General features: G+C 30.9%; 13 protein-coding genes and 1 pseudogene. 12 read left to right on the plus strand and 2 right to left on the minus strand.

The genetic code is table 11. The features are described 5' to 3' along the window. Positions 1–35: 35 nt before the first annotated feature. Complete coding sequence (locus tag L8X97_RS04545) at positions 36–2,555, minus strand: molybdopterin guanine dinucleotide-containing S/N-oxide reductase (RefSeq protein ID WP_263662735.1); 2,520 nt, start codon at positions 2,553–2,555, stop codon at positions 36–38. A 1-nt stretch (position 2,556) separates the two neighbouring features. Beyond that, positions 2,557–3,135, minus strand: a complete 579-nt coding sequence (locus L8X97_RS04550; RefSeq protein ID WP_133319461.1) for a cytochrome c3 family protein — start codon at positions 3,133–3,135, stop codon at positions 2,557–2,559. Between the two features lie 212 nt (positions 3,136–3,347). Here L8X97_RS04550 and L8X97_RS04555 point away from each other — a divergent pair, with 212 nt between their 5' ends. The 12 genes and pseudogenes from L8X97_RS04555 (at position 3,348) to L8X97_RS04610 (ending at position 20,398) form a co-directional block, all read left to right on the plus strand. Continuing rightward, positions 3,348–7,115 (plus strand): Eco57I restriction-modification methylase domain-containing protein, encoded by a 3,768-nt coding sequence (locus tag L8X97_RS04555; protein WP_263662736.1) that lies wholly within the window; start codon positions 3,348–3,350, stop codon positions 7,113–7,115. Between the two features lie 520 nt (positions 7,116–7,635). Then, positions 7,636–8,194 (plus strand): annotated as a pseudogene (locus L8X97_RS08400) (pentapeptide repeat-containing protein); the annotation flags it as partial. A gap of 884 nt (positions 8,195–9,078) precedes the next feature. Continuing rightward, complete coding sequence (locus L8X97_RS04565; protein ID WP_259429215.1) at positions 9,079–10,734, plus strand: L-lactate permease; 1,656 nt, start codon at positions 9,079–9,081, stop codon at positions 10,732–10,734. Between the two features lie 6 nt (positions 10,735–10,740). Then, on the plus strand, positions 10,741–11,481 hold the full coding sequence (locus tag L8X97_RS04570; RefSeq protein WP_115614003.1) for a (Fe-S)-binding protein: 741 nt from the start codon (positions 10,741–10,743) through the stop codon (positions 11,479–11,481). Next, a complete protein-coding gene (locus L8X97_RS04575) occupies positions 11,478–12,893 on the plus strand; it encodes a LutB/LldF family L-lactate oxidation iron-sulfur protein (protein WP_263662738.1) in 1,416 nt (471 codons plus the stop codon). Before L8X97_RS04570 ends, L8X97_RS04575 begins: the two co-directional genes overlap by 4 nt. Continuing rightward, positions 12,886–13,536, plus strand: a complete 651-nt coding sequence (locus L8X97_RS04580) for a LutC/YkgG family protein (RefSeq protein WP_133319465.1) — start codon at positions 12,886–12,888, stop codon at positions 13,534–13,536. Before L8X97_RS04575 ends, L8X97_RS04580 begins: the two co-directional genes overlap by 8 nt. A 198-nt stretch (positions 13,537–13,734) precedes the next feature. After that, complete coding sequence (locus L8X97_RS04585; RefSeq protein WP_070255432.1) at positions 13,735–15,678, plus strand: BCCT family transporter; 1,944 nt, start codon at positions 13,735–13,737, stop codon at positions 15,676–15,678. A gap of 43 nt (positions 15,679–15,721) precedes the next feature. After that, positions 15,722–17,257 carry an ABC transporter substrate-binding protein gene (locus L8X97_RS04590; protein WP_263662739.1) on the plus strand — a complete coding sequence of 512 codons (1,536 nt, stop codon included), beginning with the start codon at positions 15,722–15,724 and terminating at the stop codon, positions 17,255–17,257. 11 nt (positions 17,258–17,268) lie between these two features. Then, positions 17,269–18,207: an ABC transporter permease gene (locus tag L8X97_RS04595; RefSeq protein WP_318529650.1), complete on the plus strand. Its 939-nt coding sequence runs from the start codon at positions 17,269–17,271 to the stop codon at positions 18,205–18,207. Continuing rightward, complete coding sequence (locus L8X97_RS04600) at positions 18,200–18,976, plus strand: ABC transporter permease (protein ID WP_263662742.1); 777 nt, start codon at positions 18,200–18,202, stop codon at positions 18,974–18,976. Before L8X97_RS04595 ends, L8X97_RS04600 begins: the two co-directional genes overlap by 8 nt. Continuing rightward, positions 18,973–19,746, plus strand: coding sequence for an ATP-binding cassette domain-containing protein (locus L8X97_RS04605; protein ID WP_133319468.1), 774 nt, complete (start codon positions 18,973–18,975; stop codon positions 19,744–19,746). The genes L8X97_RS04600 and L8X97_RS04605 overlap by 4 nt, the downstream gene beginning before the upstream one ends. Next, positions 19,730–20,398 (plus strand): ATP-binding cassette domain-containing protein, encoded by a 669-nt coding sequence (locus tag L8X97_RS04610; RefSeq protein WP_263662743.1) that lies wholly within the window; start codon positions 19,730–19,732, stop codon positions 20,396–20,398. The genes L8X97_RS04605 and L8X97_RS04610 overlap by 17 nt, the downstream gene beginning before the upstream one ends. Positions 20,399–20,507: the final 109 nt, after the last annotated feature.

Raw genomic sequence — 20,507 nt, forward strand, 5'->3', positions numbered from 1 at the left:
TCTTAGAAGAAATTATCTTCTAAGAAAGAGAATGTTTATACAGCGCCTTTTGGAGCTGTAAATGCTGTTATTTTAGGTGGTAATCCTTTATATTTTTCTATATTTACTAAGCCTGTATGAGAAATGTTTCCGTTTGCTAATTCAGAAGTTGGCATATCAATAGTTAAGACATTTACATTTCCGTATTTGCACATTCCTTCATCATTTGGATCATACCAGCCACCTTCGCATAATCTTACAACATTTGGCATAATGTCTTTAGTTACCACAGCACCTGCGAGAACTTGACCTCTTTTATTGAAAACTCTTACAATATCACCATCTTTGATTCCAAGTTTTTTAGCATCAATAGGATTGATTAAGATAGGTTCTCTATCATTTACTGCATATTTTTCACGCAATGAGGTATGGCACATTTGAGAGTGAAGCCTATCTGTTGGATGATTAGTTAGTAGATGAAAAGGTGTTTCTTTAGTAGCATTTCCTAGCCATTCTATTGGCTCCATCCACATTGGATGTGCTTTGCAGTCTTTATAGTTATACTTTTCGATAGTTTTTGAGTAAATTTCTATCAAGCCTGATTCGGTGCCTAGAGCATTTAAGATAGGATCTTCAATAAATTCAGAAAATCTCACCCATTCCATGCTTTCTATGGTTGGAGAAAAAGTTATAGGCTCATTTTTGGCCCAAAATTCTTCAAAACTTGGCATTTTTGGCTCAAATACATCCCCATAAGCTTGAGTTTGTTTTAAAGCGCTATTGTAGTATTCTTTAATAAAATCTTTTGCTTTTTTACCATTTTCGGTATAAGCATTAAATACATCATCTCCATACACTTTACAAATATCAGCAAAAATTTCATAGTCATCTTTGCTCTCGCCTATTGGTAATACTGCTTGCTTCATTGGAGCTATATTCATATTAGAATAATCTCCACTCATGGTAATATCATCTCGTTCATAAGAACTTGTGGTAGGCATTACAATATCTGCCATTTTCGCAGTTGGAGTCCAATAAATTTCATTTACAACTATAGTTCTTGGTTTTTGCCATGCTTTGATGTTAGTGTTTGTATTTTGATGATGAACTAATGGATTTCCACCTGCCCAATAAATAAAGTCAATATCAGGATAGGTTATTTTAGAACCATTATTGTCTATAACTTTCCCAGGATTTAATAAAGCATCAGCTATTCTAGCTACAGGAAAAGAATAACTAGCAGTATTTTGTAGCCATTCAGCACCACCTTGAGATTCTCCATTTTTTGGCATACCTTTAAATTTACCATTTTCCCAAATTCCTACAGCTCCTGCTGTAATACCTCCTATAACACCACCTTTGCATGATGGAACACCGCCATTACTATAGTGATAACTTAAGCCAAATCCACCACCTTTAGTGCCAATTTGACCAAGCATTGAAGCTAGGGTTATTAACATCCAATGAGGTTGCTCGCCATGATGAGCTCTTTGCATGCCCCAACCACTCATGATCATAGTAGGGTTATCATAAAAACTTTCAGCTAGTGTTTTGATGATTTTTTCATCAATTCCACAAATTTTACTTGCCCATTTTGTATCTTTTTTAATGCCATCATTCTTGCCATCTAAATAAGCTTTGAACTTATCAAATCCACTTGTATAATTTTCTAAAAATTCATAATTGACTTTATTTTTTTCGATCAAATGACTAGCCATGCCTATCATCATAGCAACATCTGTATTTGGTTTTGGAGAGATCCATTGTGCATTTAAAAATTTAGCAGTTTCGGTTTTTATAGGATCTATGCAAATAACCTTGATTTTACTATTTTTTAATTTTTCAAAGTAAGCAAGACCTCTTTGATCGTTTGAAGTCCAAGCTATTCTTAAAGTAGCGATAGGATTAGCACCCCAAATAACTACTATTTTAGAATGTTCTAAAATGTTTTCCCATGAAGTTTGCTGTTCATATACTTCAATAGAGCCTACAACATAAGGCATTATTATTTGAGAAGCTCCGGTTGAGTAATCTCCGGTAGTCCCTACAAAACCACCTGTGACATTTAAAAATCTATGGAGCAATATTCTACAATTTTGCATATTTCCACTAGATTTCCATCCGTAGCTTCCACCAAATATAGCTTGAGTTCCTTTTTGCTCTCTTGTTTTTTTAAGTTCTTTTGCTATAAGTTTTATAGCCTCATCATAACTTACACGCACAAATTCATCTTTTCCTCTAAGTTCAGGTTTTGGACTGTCGGGATTTTCAAGATAGCTTTTTCTAACATAAGGATATTTCACGCGCGATTTGTAGATCATATCTGCTGTATAGTGTTGTAAAGGATTGTCAATTTGTGTTACTTTTTCCCATGGCTCACTTTTAATTACCACACCATCTTTAATGGTAAGTTTTAAAATTCCCCAATGTGCTGCTGTTATCACACTTCCATTTTTTACTAAACCAGAATTTATTTGAGAAACTTCTATATTTTTACTCATGGCTAAACTAGGAGCTAAAGGCAACACGCTTAACCCTGCTCCGATTTTTAAAAATTTTCTTCTATCAAGTCCCATTTTATTTTACCTCCTTAAAATCTTTTGCATTTTTTTGCAAATACTGTATCACTAGCCAATGATCTTTTTTATCAATTCCTGTTCTATTTACCATTGATCTAAAAGTAGCAGGCCAGCCATTAGCACTAAATTCACTTTCTTTATGAACGCTATGACAAATTCCGCAATTATTCATATAAAGCTCTTTAGCTTTTATAAACATTTCTTTGTTGCTTTTTGCAAAATCTTTCTTGTCAGTCCAAACTTCTATGGTAGCTTTATCCCATTTTCCATTTTTGCTTTTAGTATAAGTTTTAAAATCAAGTTTTGTATTTTTAGAAAATGCAGCAACTATGATTCTTTGACTATCGTTGTAATAAAGCACAGAAGGCGAAGCAGGATTAACATAGCCTGTGATCTTGACTAAAACTTTATTTCCATCAGTTTTTAATACTTCAAAAGGATTTGTGGGTAGCAATCTACCAACAGCTTTTGTGTCATTTTTGCTTAAGTAAAGTGAGCTTACTTCACTTGTAAAAAATTCATTTTTAGCGCAAACAAAAGAAACAAGCGCTAAACAGAAAACTAAAATTTTTCCCATTTTGCCTCCTTGATATTTTTAATATAAACTTATTGTATAACTTTAGTATTAAAATTTTCTTAGTATAAAAATATAAAAAATGCAATAATAAATATTATCTAATAATTTTTTATTAATTTTTAATTTATTTGTTTTTATATTTTCATAAAGTCTTTTCAATCCTTTAAAGTAAATTTTAGTAAAATATAAAATATTCTTTATAAAGGTTAAAAATGCACTTTACTTTGCTAAATGAAAAAGATTTTTTCAACCCCTACTACCGCAAAAAGCAAATTACACAAAATGAATTTGACACTTTTAGCAAGGCTTTAATGCAGTATCTAGAAAGGCTTGAAAGCTCACAAAGTGAAAATGAAGATTATCTTGTAGCTAACACACTTAGTCCATTTTTAACCACTCTAAATTTCAAAACCCACATCAAAACCAAGCAAAAAGGCAAAAGCGAGATTGATTTAGCCATTGCTAAAGATGAGTTTAGCAAAGACTTAGAAGTTCTCATCGAAGCTAAAAAGCCCAACTCAAAAGAATTCATCATCCACGCAAAGCCAAATTCCAAAGCCTTGCATGAAGCCATTTTGTATTATTTTAGAAACAGAGAGCATAGCTTTAGTTTGAAATTTATCATCATCACAGACTTTTATAAATTCTACATTTTCAAAGCTAGTGAATTTGAAGAGCTTTTTTATAAAAACACAAGCTTTAAAAAGCTTTTTGAAGAATTTCAAAGCCCAAATTCACTTTTTAAAGGCAACACCGATGAATTTTACAAAGAAGCAAGCAAACTCATAGAAAATTCCAAAGAAAGCTTAAAAGGCTTTTTTATCGATTTAGCATTTTTAAAAGACAAGCAAAAGTCAAATTTCAAAAACCTAGCAAGCATTTTTAAAACCTTTCATAGAGACTTTTTGCTAAATGAATTTAGCCCAAATGACGCAAACTCATTAAACAACGCATTCTATAAAGAGCTTTTATACATCTTAGGTTTAAGCGAGAGCAAACAACTTTCTAAATTCATCATCACACAAAGTGAGCAAAGCAAACAAGCCCAAGGCACGCTTTATCATCTCATAGCGAGCAAGCTTCCAAAGCATGACTTTGAAGAGGTGTTAAAATTCATCATACTTTGGCTAAACCGCATTTTATTTTTAAAGCTTATCGAGTCTAATTTAGTTAGATTTAATGATGATAAAACCCTTAAATTTCTAAACTATGAAAAAATTCCAAATTTTACTACCCTTTCACACCTTTTCTTTGATATCTTGGCTAAAGAAAAGCACACAAGGACGCAGAGTAAATTTAGCTATTTGCCTTATTTAAATTCATCACTTTTTGAAAAACAAGCCATCGAAAAAACCACACTAGAAATTGCCGCTTTAGAAAATGACGCTTTGCTAGAGTATCACCCACACACGCAGTTAAAAGATGACAAAGGCAAAAGTAAAAAAGGCAAAGTAGGTTTGCTTGAGTATTTGTTTGAGTTTTTAGATAGCTTTGATTTTGGAGCAGATGAGCAAAGCGAAGAACTCATCAAGCAAAAAGAACTCATCAACTCAAGCGTTTTAGGAAATGTCTTTGAAAAGCTAAATGGCTACAAAGAAGGTAGTTTTTATACCCCAAGCTTTATCACTTCATATATGTGTAAAGCAAGCATAGAAAAAGTTGTGCTAGATAAGTTTAACCATACTTTTAAGCTAAATGCCACCAAGCTAAGTGAGCTAAGAACCCAGCTACGCCAAGAAAAAATCCCTCAAGAGCAAAAACTAGCCTTGCTAAATTCCATTCGCATTTGCGATCCTGCGGTGGGAAGTGGGCATTTTTTAGTTTCAGCTTTAAATGCCATGCTTATGGTGCATTATGAGCTTGGTTTGTTTGAAGAGGACTTTTACCTAAGCGTGCAAAATGATGAAATTTTAGTGCAAAATCACAAAGGCCAGTTTTTAGAATATAAACGCCCTGATTTTGACAAAGACAAAACCCACCTTTGTCAAAAAGAACTTTTCGAGCGTAAAAAAGACATCATAGAAAACAATCTTTTTGGAGTAGATATCAACCCAAACTCATGCGAGATCACTAAACTAAGACTTTGGATAGAGCTTTTAAAACACAGCTTTTATGAAAGCTTTGATGATACAAACTATCATGATCTTAAAACCCTGCCAAACATCGATATCAACATAAAATGCGGAAATTCGCTTATAAGTTATTTTGAAATTCACAAAAGCCTTTCTCACTACCCCAACATCAAAGAACGCATGGATAAATACAAACGCATAGTCAAAGACTACAAAGAAGGCTTTTACACCGATAAAACTCTCATCGCAAAAGAGATCAAAAACCTCAAAGAGTCTTTTAAAAATTTCTGCTTAAAAGACAAATTTGCCAAAGAGATCAAGCAACTTACCAACGGCGCTAATGAATACTCTAAAAAATACGGCGATTTTTTAGCACAAGATGAAAAAGATGAGAATTTTAGAGCATTTTTCTCTAAAAATATGTTTGAATTTGACTTTGATGAAAGCACAGCTAAGAAAGAATTTAAAAAGCTTAAAAAGCTTTATGAGAGTATATTTGACTTAGAAAGTGCAAATCCTTTTGAATGGCGTTTTGAATTTAGCGAAGTGCTTGATGAGGGCGGGAGCTTTCAAGGGTTTGATCTCATCATCGGCAATCCACCTTACATCAGACAAGAAGACATCAAAGAACTAAAGCCAAATTTAGCTAAAAACTATAAAGTGTATAAAGGCACAAGCGACATTTATACTTACTTTTATGAGCTTGGGTTTAATGTGCTAAAGCAAAATGGTGTTTTGTCTTTCATCACTTCAAACAAATACACAAGAGCAGGTTATGGAGAGCCTTTGCGTGAATTTTTACTTAAAAATACTACGCTTTTAGAATACATCGATCTAAATGGTATAAAAGTCTTTGATAGTGCTACGGTAGATACTTCCATACTAAGCTTTGAAAAAGCAAAAACTAAAGATAATAGCTTCAAATATCTAGCCCCAAATACCGAGCTTTTAAAAGAAAACGACTTTAATATAGAAAGCATTTTAAATTTTAACAAAATCGCACAAAATTCTTTAAGTAAAGAAAGCTTTACTTTTAACGATGAGGGCACAAACGCGCTAAAAGCAAAGATAGAAAAGCACGGCACTCCACTTAAAGACTGGCATGGGCTTAATATAAACTATGGCATAAAAACGGGTTATAATGAAGCCTTTATTATCACTACTGAAAAAAGAGATGAAATTTTAGCTAAATGCAAAGATGAAGCCGAAAAAGAACGCACCGCCAAACTCATACGCAAAATGCTACGCGGTAGAGATATAAAAAGATATAGTTATGAGTGGGCAGGGCTTTGGGTGATCAACACTCACAATGGCTATAAAAGCAAAAGTGGAGAAAAGATAGAAGCGATAAACATAGATGAGTACCCTAGCTTAAAACAGCATTTAAAGCCGTATTATAAAACTTTAGAAAAAAGAACTGACAAAGGAAAAACACCTTATAACCTTAGAAATTGTGCTTATTTGGAAGAATTTGAAAAAGAAAAGATAGTGTATAGTGAAATAGTAAGAAAACCACAATTTTATTTAGATACAAAGTCAAATTTTTACGCAGAAGCAACAAGTTTTATTTTAACAGGGGAAAATCTAAAATATCTCATTGCTTTTTTAAACAACGATTTTGTGGCTTTTATGTTTAAAATGTTTTATGCCGGTGGAAACTTAGGTGAAAATGGGTTTAGATATAAAAAGGCATTTTTAGAAAGACTTCCTATACCAAAAATAAATTCTAAAAATGAAAAACTAGCAAACGAGCTTATAAGCTTAGTCGATGAGATTTTAGTTTTAAAAGAACAAGACAAAAAAGCAAATACCAAAACCCAAGAAGATAAAATAAACTCTATCGTTTACAAGCTTTATAACCTAAACGAAGAAGAAATATCAATAATCGAAGGCAAGTTATATGCATAAAGGAAGAGAAGATTTAATTTCTCCAAAAGAAGCAGAAGAAGGTATTGAAATAGTTTCTAAAATATGTGGAGTTGATAAAGAAAAAATAAATTATCCGACTGTAGAATGTAATGGGGTAATCATAAGTGAGCATAATTTTGATTTTTTTCCTAGAGAGTTGTTAGATGTGGATTTTAAACATGAAATTAAATTTATTAATTGTAAATTTGGCTCTTGGGAAAACTTTAATTTATATAATACTTCAAGTAATTTTTTGGTTTTTGAAAATTGTGAGTTTGATTATATATGCTTAAATAATGATTTAGTTACTGATAATATATTTGAATTAAATAATAAATTATATTTTTTTGGTTGTAAATTTAATGGAGATATTGATGTTGGAAAAGCTAATATTAATAGAGAAATAAAATTTAAAGGCTGTGATTTTAAATATAGTTTTCATTTTAATATTGAAAAATATTTGGAAATTATTAAAATAAAAAATTGTATTTTTCATAAATCATTTTTTATGTCAGGCAGTTTTAAAAATAATTTATATTTTAACAATTCTCATTTTAAAGATTATGCTGATTTTCATGAATGTGAATTTGAGAAGACAGCTAGTTTTTATGGAGTGACATTTGAAAAAACTCCAAATTTTTCTCAAGCAGTTTTCAAAGGAAATTTGAACATAGTCAATGCAAATTTAAATTTCACATTCGATGATTTGCAAGAAAAAATTAAGCAAGAATATGAAGATTTTAATAAAGGTAAAAACGAGCAATATAAAAAACCTTTGGATAAATTCGCAAATGATTTTAGAGATTCTTTTAGAGTTTTTAAAAATGCATTGATAAAAGATAACAATCTTTTAGAGGCTTCAAATTTTCACAAATATGAACTTTATTGTAAAGAGATAGAATTAAATTCAAACGATATACTCTCAAAATATGAAAGAGATGGGGTTTTTGATAAGTTATCTTTGCGTTTTAAACAAAAAGTCGATTGGTATTTGTTGTTGTTTTATAGAAAACTTAGTGATCATCATACAGATTTGCTTAAAGTGATAAATAATTGTTTTATATTGATAGCAATATATTTTATATGTATATTTAATTTTACAAATATTGATTTTTTAGGAATAAAAGAAATTAATATTTTTTCTTTTTTAAAGTCATTTAGTTTTTATGGTGATGATAAAATTGTTGCAGCTGCTAAGGCTCCACTTTTATATTTCTTGCTTTTATTGTTTTTTGCTCCAGTAGTTATATTCATTGCTTCATTGTATTATAGTGACAAACAAAAAAGAAGTGTTATTTTTAAAAAAATTAAATTTAAAGTAGGCAAATTTTTATTGATTGTTGCCATTTTTGCTGTGATGCAGTTAATACTTTTTGTGATAAATTTCGACTTATTTGTTCCTTTGATTAAAATAGTTGTTTTTTTGGGTATATTTTTTTTAGTGATTTGTATTGACTCTTTGTATTTAAGATATTATTGTGTTATATTAAGTTATATAAATTTTATTATAGTTATTGTGTATTATCCTATTATTTTAAATCCACTCATAGGTAAAGCTTTAAACGATAAAATAAAAATTGAAGATCCGTTAGTAATGGTAATGACATTTACTTATACCATCTTAATGTTCTTAGTTCTTTTCTCGCTCCAAAAAACCGCACGCAAAAACTCCATAGTGCCAAGCTAAAAGCAAAATCATGCTTTTAGCTTTAAAGTGTGATGAAAAATTTGATTTAAAAATGCTTTTGATATAAATATTTTTATTATATTTATATTTTGTTTCAAATATAAACAATACTTTATATTTCATTTGTAAAGTGTAAATTTTTGTTTTTATTAAAAGAGAATTTTTATACTAAATGTTACTCTTATACCCATATAGTTAATTTTTTCTAACAAAAATACACAAAAATAAAAATATTTGTTAAGCTAGATATTGGAAATTTTTATCAAAAGGAAAAATATGTGGCAACAAATATATAATCCATTTGACAACATACTTTTAAGTGCTTTGGTGGCTTTTTTGCCTATTTTGTGCTTTTTGCTTTCTCTTGTAGTTTTCAAACTCAAAGGCTATCAAGCAGGCTTTTTAACTCTTATTTTATCAAGTGTTGTGGCATTGTTTGCTTATGATATGCCGTTTTCTTTATTAGGTGCTAGCTTTATACAAGGTTTTGCAAATGGTATTTGGCCTATAGCTTGGATCATCATCGCGGCCATATTTTTATATAAACTTTCTATCAAATCAGGCTCGTTTGAAGTGATAAAACAAAGTGTTATGAGTATCACTCCAGATCATAGAATTCAAGTGATTTTGATTGGATTTTGTTTTGGTTCTTTTTTAGAAGGTGCTATAGGTTTTGGAGGGCCAGTGGCTATTACCGCTGCATTACTTGTAGGACTTGGGCTTAGACCATTATATGCCGCAGGACTTTGTCTCATAGCCAATACCGCTCCGGTAGCTTTTGGAGCAGTTGGGATTCCTATTATAGCGATGAGTAATCTAGCAGGTATAGAACAGCACGGTGTTTCAGCTATGGTGGGTAGAATGCTTGTGCCTCTTAGCTTGACTATACCATTTTTTATAGTATTTTTAATGGATGGTTTAAAAGGGGTTAAAGAAACCTTTCCTGCTATTTTTGTTGCAGCCGTTTCTTTTACTGCTACACAATTTTGGAGTTCAAATCATTTAGGCGCAGAACTTCCAGATATTATTTCAGCGGTTGTTTCTTTGTCTATTACTACGATATTTTTAAAATTTTGGAAGCCAAAAAATATTTTTAGATTAGATGATGTAAAAGACTTTGAAAACTCACAAAAGCTAGAATTTAAAAAAGTATTTTTAGCTTGGATTCCTTTTATACTTTTGATTATTTGTATTATTATATGGACGCAACCTTGGTTTAAGGCTTTATTTGCTAAAGATGGAATATTAAATTTTATGCAATTTACTTTGAAATTTAATGAAGCCTTAGGAGCTATCATAAGTCCTGATATAGTTAATCCACAAATCACAAAAACAATGATTCCATCACATACTATAGATTTAGTAGCACAAGCAGGAACTGCTATTTTAGTGGCTGCTTTAATGAGCATTGTTGTGTTGAAAATAAAAATCAACGAAGCTACCGAGTGTTTTTGGGAAACTTTAAAAGAAATGGCCACTCCATGCTTAACTATAGGCTTAGTAGTTGCTTTTGCCTTTATAGCTAAAAATAGCGGTATGAGTACTACTTTAGGACTTGCTTTTTCAAATACAGGCGATGCTTATGCATTTTTTTCTCCCATCATAGGATGGATAGGTGTGTTTTTAACAGGTTCTGATACTAGTTCAAATTTGCTTTTTGGGACATTACAGCAAGTTAGTGCTCAAAAATTAGGAATTTCAGAAACTTTATTTTTAGCAGCAAATTCTGTTGGTGGAGTTGTGGGTAAAATGATATCTCCTCAAAGTATAGCGGTAGCTTGCGCAGCAGTTGGACTTGTAGGAAAAGAATCTGAATTGTTTAGATTTACTTTAAAATACTCAATAGGTTTTATAATTCTAATAGGAATTTGGACTTTTGTTATAGCATTTTTCTTCCACGGGATCATCCCTGAAGCAGTGCTTTTAAAATAAGGATTGATGATGAAAAAAGTGTATTTATTTGCTACTTGTTTGGGTAGTGCGATAATGCAAGAAAGTGTTTTAAACGCGGTTAGACTTTTAAGAAGAGAGGGAGTTGAGGTTATATTTAAAAAGCAGCAAACTTGCTGCTCTCAACCCTCATTTAATTCAGGGTATTTTAAAGAAAGTAAAAATATAGCTTTGCATAATATAAAACTTTTTACTCAAGATTATCCTATAGTAGTGCCAAGCGGTTCTTGTGCGGGGATGATGAGTCATGATTATTTAGAGCTTTTCAAAGATGATGAGCATTTTAACTTGGTAAAGGAATTTAGCTCTAGGGTGATTGATCTTAGCCAGTATTTAGATGAGGTTTTAAAGGTTGATTATGAAGATAAAGGCGAGCCTATAAAAGTGACTTGGCACTCTAACTGCCATGCATTAAGAATTCAAAAAAGCATACAAGCGAGCAAAAATCTGCTAAAAAAACTCAAAAATGTGGAATTAATTCCTCTAGAATTTGAAGAAGAATGCTGTGGTTTTGGAGGAACTTTTTCTGTGAAAGAGCCTCAAATTTCAAACTCTATGGCACAAGAAAAAATCAAAGATATCCAAAATACAGGCGTAAAATATGTATTAAGTTCTGATGGTGGGTGTTTGATGAATATTGCAGGCACGATGAGTAAAATGGGGCTTGATATAAAGGGAATTCATTTGTATGATTTTTTAAACAAGCGTCTTGAAGGAGTTGCGATATGAAAATGACACATGAACAAATTGTGGATGTGAAAATTCATGATAAGCAAATGCGAGAGAATTTAAGATCTGCCATGCATACTTTGCAAAAAAATCGTTTAAAAGTTATAGATGAGAAATTTAATGATTGGCAAGGACTAAGATCTAAAGCTAAGCAAGCTAAAAACAATGCTTTATCAACTTTACACGATAGGCTTTTAGAATTTGAACAAAATGCCACTAAAAATGGCATAAATGTCCATTGGGCGAGTTCTGATGAGGATGCCTGTGAGATTATATATGAATTAATGGTAGAAAAAAACATCGGTAAAATTCTAAAAGGTAAATCTATGGCTAGTGAGGAAATAGGTTTAAACCACTACCTAGAATCCAAAGGCTTAAAAGCCATAGAAACAGATTTAGGCGAACTTATATTGCAGTTAAATGATGAAACTCCCGTGCATATTGTAGTTCCAGCGGTACATAAGAACCGCTATGAAATTGGTAAAATTTTTCAAGAAAAATTAGGCTCTAATTTAGAAAGTGAGCCAGAAAAGCTAAATTCTATTGCAAGAAAGCATTTAAGAGATGAATTTGAAGGGCTTAAAATGGGACTTAGCGGAGTAAATTTTGCTATGTCTAAAGAAGGTGCTTTTTGGCTTATAGAAAATGAGGGAAATGGTAGGATGTGCACCACAGCAAGTGATATACATGTAGCACTTTGTGGTATAGAAAAAGTTATGGAAAGCTTTGAAGATGCTGCCACTATGGTGTCTTTACTTACTCCATCAGCTACGGGTCAATTTATACCAACTTATAACAATATCATTACAGGACCTAGAAAAAATGGAGATTTAGATGGCCCAAAAGAAGTGCATATTATTCTTTTTGATCATAATAGAAGCAAAATGCTAAATGATGAAGATTATTATGAAGCTTTGCGTTGTATAAGATGTGGGGCTTGTATGAATTTTTGTCCTGTGTATGATAAAATAGGTGGCCATACTTATCAAAGTGTATATCCAGGGCCGATTGGAGAAGTCATAAGTCCTAATCTTTTTGGTATGCAAGAAAATGGTGATATTCTTACTTTTTGCTCGCTTTGTGGAAGATGTTCTGAAGTTTGTCCAGTAAGAATTCCTCTTGCGGATTTAATACGCAAATTAAGAGCAGCAAAAGTAGGTCAAGGAAGTTTTGATAATATCGCTCCAAATACTGTTGAAACTATGGCATTTAAGATTTTTGAAAAAGTAGCTACAAGTCCTATTATTTGGAAAAATACTTTAGCAAATTTACATAATTTTAATTGGCTTTTGCAAAAAGGAAAAAATTCTTTACCAGTAGTTAAAAAATGGAGTGCTTATAAGGAATTTCCACAAATAAAACTTGATCTTTATAAAGAACTTGAAAATATGCAAGGAGTAAAGTGTGAGTAGAATAAATGAAATTTCTTCACAAAGCAAAAAAGCTATTTTGGATAAGATTAAAAATACACATTTATCTTTTGAAAAAATTCCGACTATGGATCCTATAGAGCATATCAAAACAAGTGATGATATGTATAGTGAGTTAAAAGAAAAAATGAGTGCAAATAAATACATAGTAGAAGAAAGCTCGTTAGAAAAATTAGAAGAAAAAATCAATCAAATTGTTAAAAGTTATGGCTATAAAAGTCTTATTTATCCTGATAATTTAAATTTAGATATAAATAAAATTGAAGCCGAAAAAAAGACTTGTTTTAATCAAGAGATTGAAAAAATACGAAAAGAAGTTTTTCATAGTGATTTTTCTATCATCCAAGCAAGAGTTGGAGTAAGCTCACATGGCGTTGCTTTAGTTTTGTCTGATAAAACTCAACCAAGAATGCTTTCTTTGGCTCCTATGCTTTGTATTGTCTTATTAAAAAAAGAAAATATTGTAAAAAGCATTAGCCAAGCATTGAATTTAGTAAAAGAAGAAAATGAAATTTTACCTAGCAATATTTTGTTTATAGCAGGGCCATCAAGAACTGCAGATATTGAACTTATCACTGTTTTTGGAGTTCATGGATCTCAAAAGGTTCATATTATACTTTATTGATTTATTTAGAATTTGCACTTAGTGTAAATTCTAAAATCACCTTCAAATCAAAAATTAACTTCTTGGTTTTTAAAACATTAATTAAATTATATTTTTATCAACCTTTGCTATTTTATTGATTTTAGTTATATTTAAGATATTTTTTGACATAGTAAAAAAGGTATTAACTTAAATTTTAAAACTATAAAAAGGAAAATCATGTTAAAAACAAGTTTTAAAAAGGCAGTATTTTTACCAAGTATTAGTATTATAGTTGTTTTAAGCCTTAGTTGTATTTTCTTGCCTAAACTTACAAATGATTTTATCAATCATATAAAAAGTGGAATTTTTGCAAATTTTTCATGGTTTTATATATTAAGTGTGAGCTTTTTTGTGTGTTTTATGCTCGCACTTGCACTTTCAAAATTTGGCGATATTAAACTCGGCGATGATGATGAAAAACCTCATTTTAAATTTACTTCTTGGCTTGCTATGCTTTTTGCTACGGGTATGGGCGTGGGGCTTATGTATTTTGGTGTGGCTGAACCTCTCATACATAAAAAAGCCTTGCAAACAAGCGATGAAGAAGCTATGCTACATACTATCTTTCACTGGGGAATTCACCCATGGGCTATTTATGGGGTGTGTGCTTTGGCTATGGCGTATTTTGGTTTTAGATATAAAATGCCTCTTAGTTTGCGTAGTGCTTTTTACCCTTTGCTTAAAGATAAAATTTATGGTTTTTGGGGAAATTTAGTCGATATGCTAGCTTTAATTGTCACGGTTTTTGGCATTAGTACCACACTTGGTTATAGTGCATCTCAACTAAATGCGGGCTTTTCAAATTTGGGTATTTTAAACGGACAAAGCTTTTTAGAACAAAGCGTGATTATAATCATCATTATTTCTTTGGCCACGCTCTCATCGATTAGTGGCTTAACAAAGGGTTTAAAAATTTTAAGTGAAGCAAATTTAGTTTTTGCAGTGTGTTTAATGCTTTTTGTGCTTTTTTCAACAAATACCATCCAAATTCTTTCACAATTTAGCTCTAATATTGGAAATTATTTGCAAAATTTAATTTCTTTGAGCTTTAAGACTTATTATTATGAAAAAGAACATATAGAATGGTTTAATAATTGGACTATTTATTATTGGGCTTGGTGGCTTAGTTGGGCGCCTTTTGTGGGCTTTTTCATTGCTAAGATTTCTCGTGGTAGAACGATAAGGGAATTTATTTTTGGCGTGCTTGTAGTGCCTACTAGTTTTAATATACTTTGGTTTAGCATTTTTGGCAATAGTGCTTTAAATTTCAATGATATTTTAAGTCCTTTTACTTCAGCACCTGAAAGTTTGCTTTTTTATTTTTTACAAAATTTTTCTTTTTCTTATTTTAGTTCTTTGCTTGCGCTTTTGGTTTTAGCTTTGTTTTTCATCACTTCAGCAGATAGTGGGATATTTGTGTTAAATTCTTTAAGTAGTGGTGGCGCTCATGAGCCATACAAATGGCAAAATATCCTTTGGGGTTTTGTGCTTGCGCTTTTAGCTACTTCTTTACTGTATTCAGGCGGCTTGGGGGCGATTTTAAGTATCACTATGATAGTGGCTTTACCTTTTGCATTTTTGCTTTGTTTGATGTGTTTTTCATTGCTTAAAGGCTTAATTGTAGATGTGAATTACTCTTTAACTAAGCTTAGTCAAAGTAGTGTGTATTTTACAGGAGAATTTTGGCAAGAAAGACTTGCTAGAATTTTAAAACAAAGCAAAGAACAAGACATACAAAATTTCTTAAATACCAAAGTTAAAAATGCTATGGAATCACTCAGCCAAAGTCTAAAAAACTACGGCTTGAAAACACAGATCGTTCAAGAAAAATCAAGTATAAGTTTGATTATAAAAAAAGAATTTGCAAAAGATTTTATCTATGGAGTGCAAGTAGTAAAAAAACAAGCAAGCCAAAGCATAATCGATGATAAATTTATGCCAACTTATTCTAAAGAATTTATCTTTGAGCCACAAACTTTCTTTGCTGATTCGCGTAATGGTTATAATATAGAGTATTTAAACGAGCAAGAAATCATCGTAGATATACTAAAGCAATATGAGAGGTATTTGCAACTTTTATTTGATGATAAAAATGAAATTTTTACCAAAGCTTATGATTAAAAAGCGTTATAATTACACTTTATTCTTATAAGAAAGGCCTTTTATGTTGAGATTTTTTTTAATGTTTTTTTGTGCTTTAAATCTTTTTGCTATTACGCCAAAAGATACGATCGTTATAGCAGTGGAAAATGAGCCAGAGCGTATAAATCCGCTTTTTAGTGAAGATCATGATGTGGCAATTGCTCTTGTGTTTTCAGGACTTACACGCTTTGATGAAAATATGAGCTTAGCGCCTGATCTTGCTAGATCTTGGAAAGTTAGTAAAGATGGGCTTGTTTATGAATTTACTTTAAGAGATGATATATTGTGGCATGATGGGACTAAATTTAGTGCCAAAGATGTGGAATTTAGTATAAATGCTTTAAAAGATGAGAAGTTAAATTCACCCTCAAAGGTAAATTTTGACGCAGTTAAAGAAGTAAAAATCATCGATGATTATCGTTTGTCCATCACACTTTCAAAGCCTTTTCCTGCATTTTTAGACGCTTTGAGTGTGGGAATTTTACCAAAACATTTACTTGAAAAAGAAAATTTAAATACTACTAAATTTAATCAAATGCCTATAGGAACAGGACCATATAAGCTAAAACAATGGAAAAAAGGTCAATACATGATCTTAGAAGCAAATGAAAATTATCATTTAGCTAAGGTAAAAACACCAAAACTCATACTAAAACATATTAAAGATCCAAGTATTAGCGCTATTGAGCTTAAAAATGGTTCTATTGATGTAGCTTTAGTCGATTTTGCTCTAGCTTCAAATTTTGCAAATGATAAAAACTTTAAAATGCTTATAGAGCCTTCGGCTGATTATCGTGCTTTGATGTTTAATTTTAATCATGAGTTTTTAAAAGATCAAAATGTGCGTTTAGCACTAAATTATGCTATCGATAAGAAAGCTATTGTGGATTCTCTTTTGCATTCTTTTGGAAAAGTAGCAAATCATCCTTTGGAAAAATCATGGGCAAATCCTAAAGAATTTGCAACTTATACTTATGATGTAAAAAAAGCAAATGAGCTTTTAGCAAAAGCAGGCTTTGTGAAAAACAAAAATGGAATTTTAGAAAAAAATGGCAAAGAATTTAGCTTTGAAATGTATGCTATGAGTGAAGATCCACTAAGAATAGCTTTGGTAAATATCTTACAAAGTGAGTTTTTAAAGCTTGGCATTAAGGCAAAGGCAGTTGCTAAGCCGAGTGGAAGTTTTGACTATACTAAGATTGACAGCTTTTTGGTAGGTTGGGGTAGTCCTTATGATCCTGATTTTCATACTTTTAGAGTTTTTGAAAGCTCTCAAGATAGTGCTTTAAACTCTAGTGGATGGAATTTTGGTCATTATCAAAATGCTAAAGTTGATGAAGCTTTGATAAAAGCTAGAAATTCACTTGATGTAAATGAAAGAAAAAAATACTATAAAGAATTTATTGACGCTTTATATAAAGATCCTGCATTTTTATTTATAGCTTATATCGATTATCCTTTAGTTTTTGCTAAAAATATCCAAGGTATAAAACCTCATATTTTAGGTCATCATGGGGTAGGTTTTACTTGGAATGCTTATGAGTGGAGCAAAAATTAGTGCTAAAACTCATTTTTAAACGCCTTTTATGGGCGTTTTTTTTGATGATTTTTGCAAGTTTTTTATGTTTTGTGATGATTTATCATGCTAAAGGAAGTGTGGTTTTTGCTAGTGTGCCTCAAGGAACTAGCCTTAAAATAAAAGAAGAAATTGAGCATAATTTAAATTTAGACAAGCCTTTATTAGAGCAGTATGAAAATTGGCTTTTTAATGCCATGAAAGGCGACTTTTCCTACTCTTTAATCAGCGGAGAAAAGGTTAGTGAAATTTTAAAAGAAAAACTTCCCTATACCATCATACTAGGAAGTTTGGCTTTTTTGGTGCTTTTTGTGTTGTCTTTGGTTTTGGCACTTTTTTGCGTTCTTTATAAAGATAGTTTTTTGGATAAAATTATTACCTTTTCAACGATGAGTTTTTTTGCATTGCCTACTTTTTCTTTATCGCTAATGCTTATTTTAGTTTTTGCTGTATTTTTTAAGCTTTTTCCAAGTTCGGCTATTGCTGATATTGGCTTTGAAGATGATATATTTAATCGTTTGTGGCATTTGTTTTTACCAGTGTGTGCTTTAGTGCTTTCCCATTTAGCTGTTTTTGTGCGTTTTATAAGGACAAGTTTGATTGATAGTTTAAATCAGGGCTTTATAGAAAGTGCTTTTGCAAGAGGACTTAGTAAAAAAAGAATTTATTTGCATTTTGTATTAAAAGATGCTTTTGCTTCTATACTCGCGTATTTTGGTGCTTCCTTTGTGAGTTTTTTAATGGGAACTTATATAGTAGAAAGTGTGTTTTCTTACGAGGGTGTTGGAAATTTAGTGATTAAAAGTATATTGTTTAAAGACTATCCTGTGGTGCTAGCTGTGGTAATTTTTAGCATTTTAGTGGTAGTGCTTGTAAATTTTATCGTAGAGATAATTTGCAAGATGATTAATCCAAGGTTTGCTAATGCGTAAGTTTTATGTGATGATGATTTTGCTAAGTTTTATTTTAGCACTTTTTGCACCTTTAATAAGCTCTTATGATCCTAATTTAGTGGATTTAAGCAAGGCTAAAATAGCCCCAAATTTAAGTCATATTTTTGGCACAGATTTACTTGGTAGAGATGTTTTTACGCGTATTTTATATGCCTTGCGTATTTCTTTATTTGTAGGGGTAATGGCGGCATTTTTTAGCGTACTTTTTGCTTGTGTTTATGTGTTTTTAACAAGATTTTTTGCTTATGCTTTTTTTGCTAGAGTGCTTGATATGCTTTTGGCTTTACCTTCTTTACTTGTGATTATGTTTTTTCAAAGTTTTTTGGCGGGATCTTTGTGGAGTATGATTTTTATCATCGCTTTGGGGCATTTTGCTTTTGTGGCAAAAGTACTTGATACTCAGCTTAATAAATTTCAAAAACTTGAGTTTTATCAAAATGCTATCATTCTAGGCTCTAGTAAGATGAAAGCTTTATTTAGTGAGCTTTTACCTGCTTGTTGGAATTTGCTTTTTGTGCTTTTTGTTTTAAATATCGCCCATGCTATTACAAGTGAAGCTACTTTAAGCTTTTTTGGCTTGGGTGTAGAGCTTTGGACTCCAAGTTTAGGAAATATGTTAAATGAAGCAAGTAAGGCTGTGTTTTTAGGATTTTGGTGGATGATAGTTTTTCCAGTAGCCTTTATACTTATGCTTATCCTACCTTTGCTTGCTTTGGGTAATGACTTACAAGAAGAGATTAAAGCATGATAGAAATTGCAAATTTAAATCTTAGCTTTAAAGATAAGATCTTATTAAAAGATATAAATCTTAATTTAGAAGATGGTAAAGCTTTGGCTATCATGGGTAAAAGTGGAGCGGGAAAAAGCTTGCTTTTAAAAAGCATGATTAAGCTTTTTGATAAACACTATAAACTCAATGCACAAAAATTTAGGATAGATCAAAAAGATATTTTAATTTTAAAAGAAAAAGAGCTAAATATTTTAAGAACTAAGGTAAATTTACTTTTTCAAGATGTTTATGGGAGTTTTTATCCTCTTGTTGATATAGGGAGTTATTTTAATATAGTTTTAAAAACTCATACTAATTTAAGCACAAAAGAGATTAAAGAAAAGGCCTTTTATTATTTTGAGTGTTTAGGGCTTAAAAATCATGATCTTTTATGGCATTCTTTTATATATCAGCTAAGTGGTGGTATGGCAAGACGCATTCAAATAGCTCTAGCTTTACTAAGCGAGGCTAAGTATTTATTGTGTGATGAGATTACAAGCTCACTTGATAGAGCTAATGAAGAAAAAATCATCGCTATTTTAAAAGAGTTAAAAACACAATTTAAAAATCTCATTTTCATTACTCATGATATAAATTTAGCTAAAGAGCTTTGTGATGAGGTGGCTATCATAGAAGATAAAACTTTGATTTATCAAATGCCCGTGAAAGAGTTTTTAAGCAATCCAAAAGGTGTTTTTGCTAAAGAATTGTTAAATTATTTTGAGAATGAGAATGTTTTTAGAAGTTAAAAATTTAAGCAAATCTTATAAATTTAAAAAACATTGGTATTTAAAGGAAGAGGAAATTTTTGTTTTTAAAGATGTGAGTTTTTCTCTAAATCAAAATGAAAATTTATTGCTTTGTGGGGAAAGTGGTAGTGGTAAAAGCACTTTGGCTAAAATTCTTTGTATGCTTGAATGTGCAAATACTGGAGAAGTTTTGTTTGAAAATGAAAATATATTAAATTTAGATTTTAACGCTCAAAGAAAATTACGCCAAAAAATTCAATATATTTTCCAAGATCAAAAGCTAGCTTTAAATCCTTACAAAAGTGCCAAAAGACTTTTGATTGATGTATATGAAAATTTTAAACTTAAGCCTGATTTTGAAGAGCTTTTTAAGCTTTTTGATGTTTTTGAACTTGAAAAAGATATTTTAAATTTAAAACCTTCTAAATTAAGTGGCGGTCAAAGCCAAAGATTAGGTTTGATTAGAGCTTTGCTTTTAAAACCAAAATTGCTTATTTTAGATGAAATCACAGCAGCACTTGATATACCAACTGCTTGTAAAATTCTAAATTATTTATATGCTTTTCAAAAAAAATACGATATTACTTATATTTTTATTTCTCATCAGGAAAAAATCTTACAAGATATTTGCCATAAAAAAATGTATTTATAATAAAGATAAAAACTGTTTCATTTTGAAATACATAAAAATTTATTTTTTTGATAATAAGTTTTTATATAGCTAAATTGAAGTAAAATAAATTTAATTATGCTTAAATAAA

Origin of the sequence: Campylobacter sp. CNRCH_2013_0671h, from assembly GCF_025773055.1 — a bacterium.
GTDB lineage: Bacteria > Campylobacterota > Campylobacteria > Campylobacterales > Campylobacteraceae > Campylobacter_D > Campylobacter_D lari_D.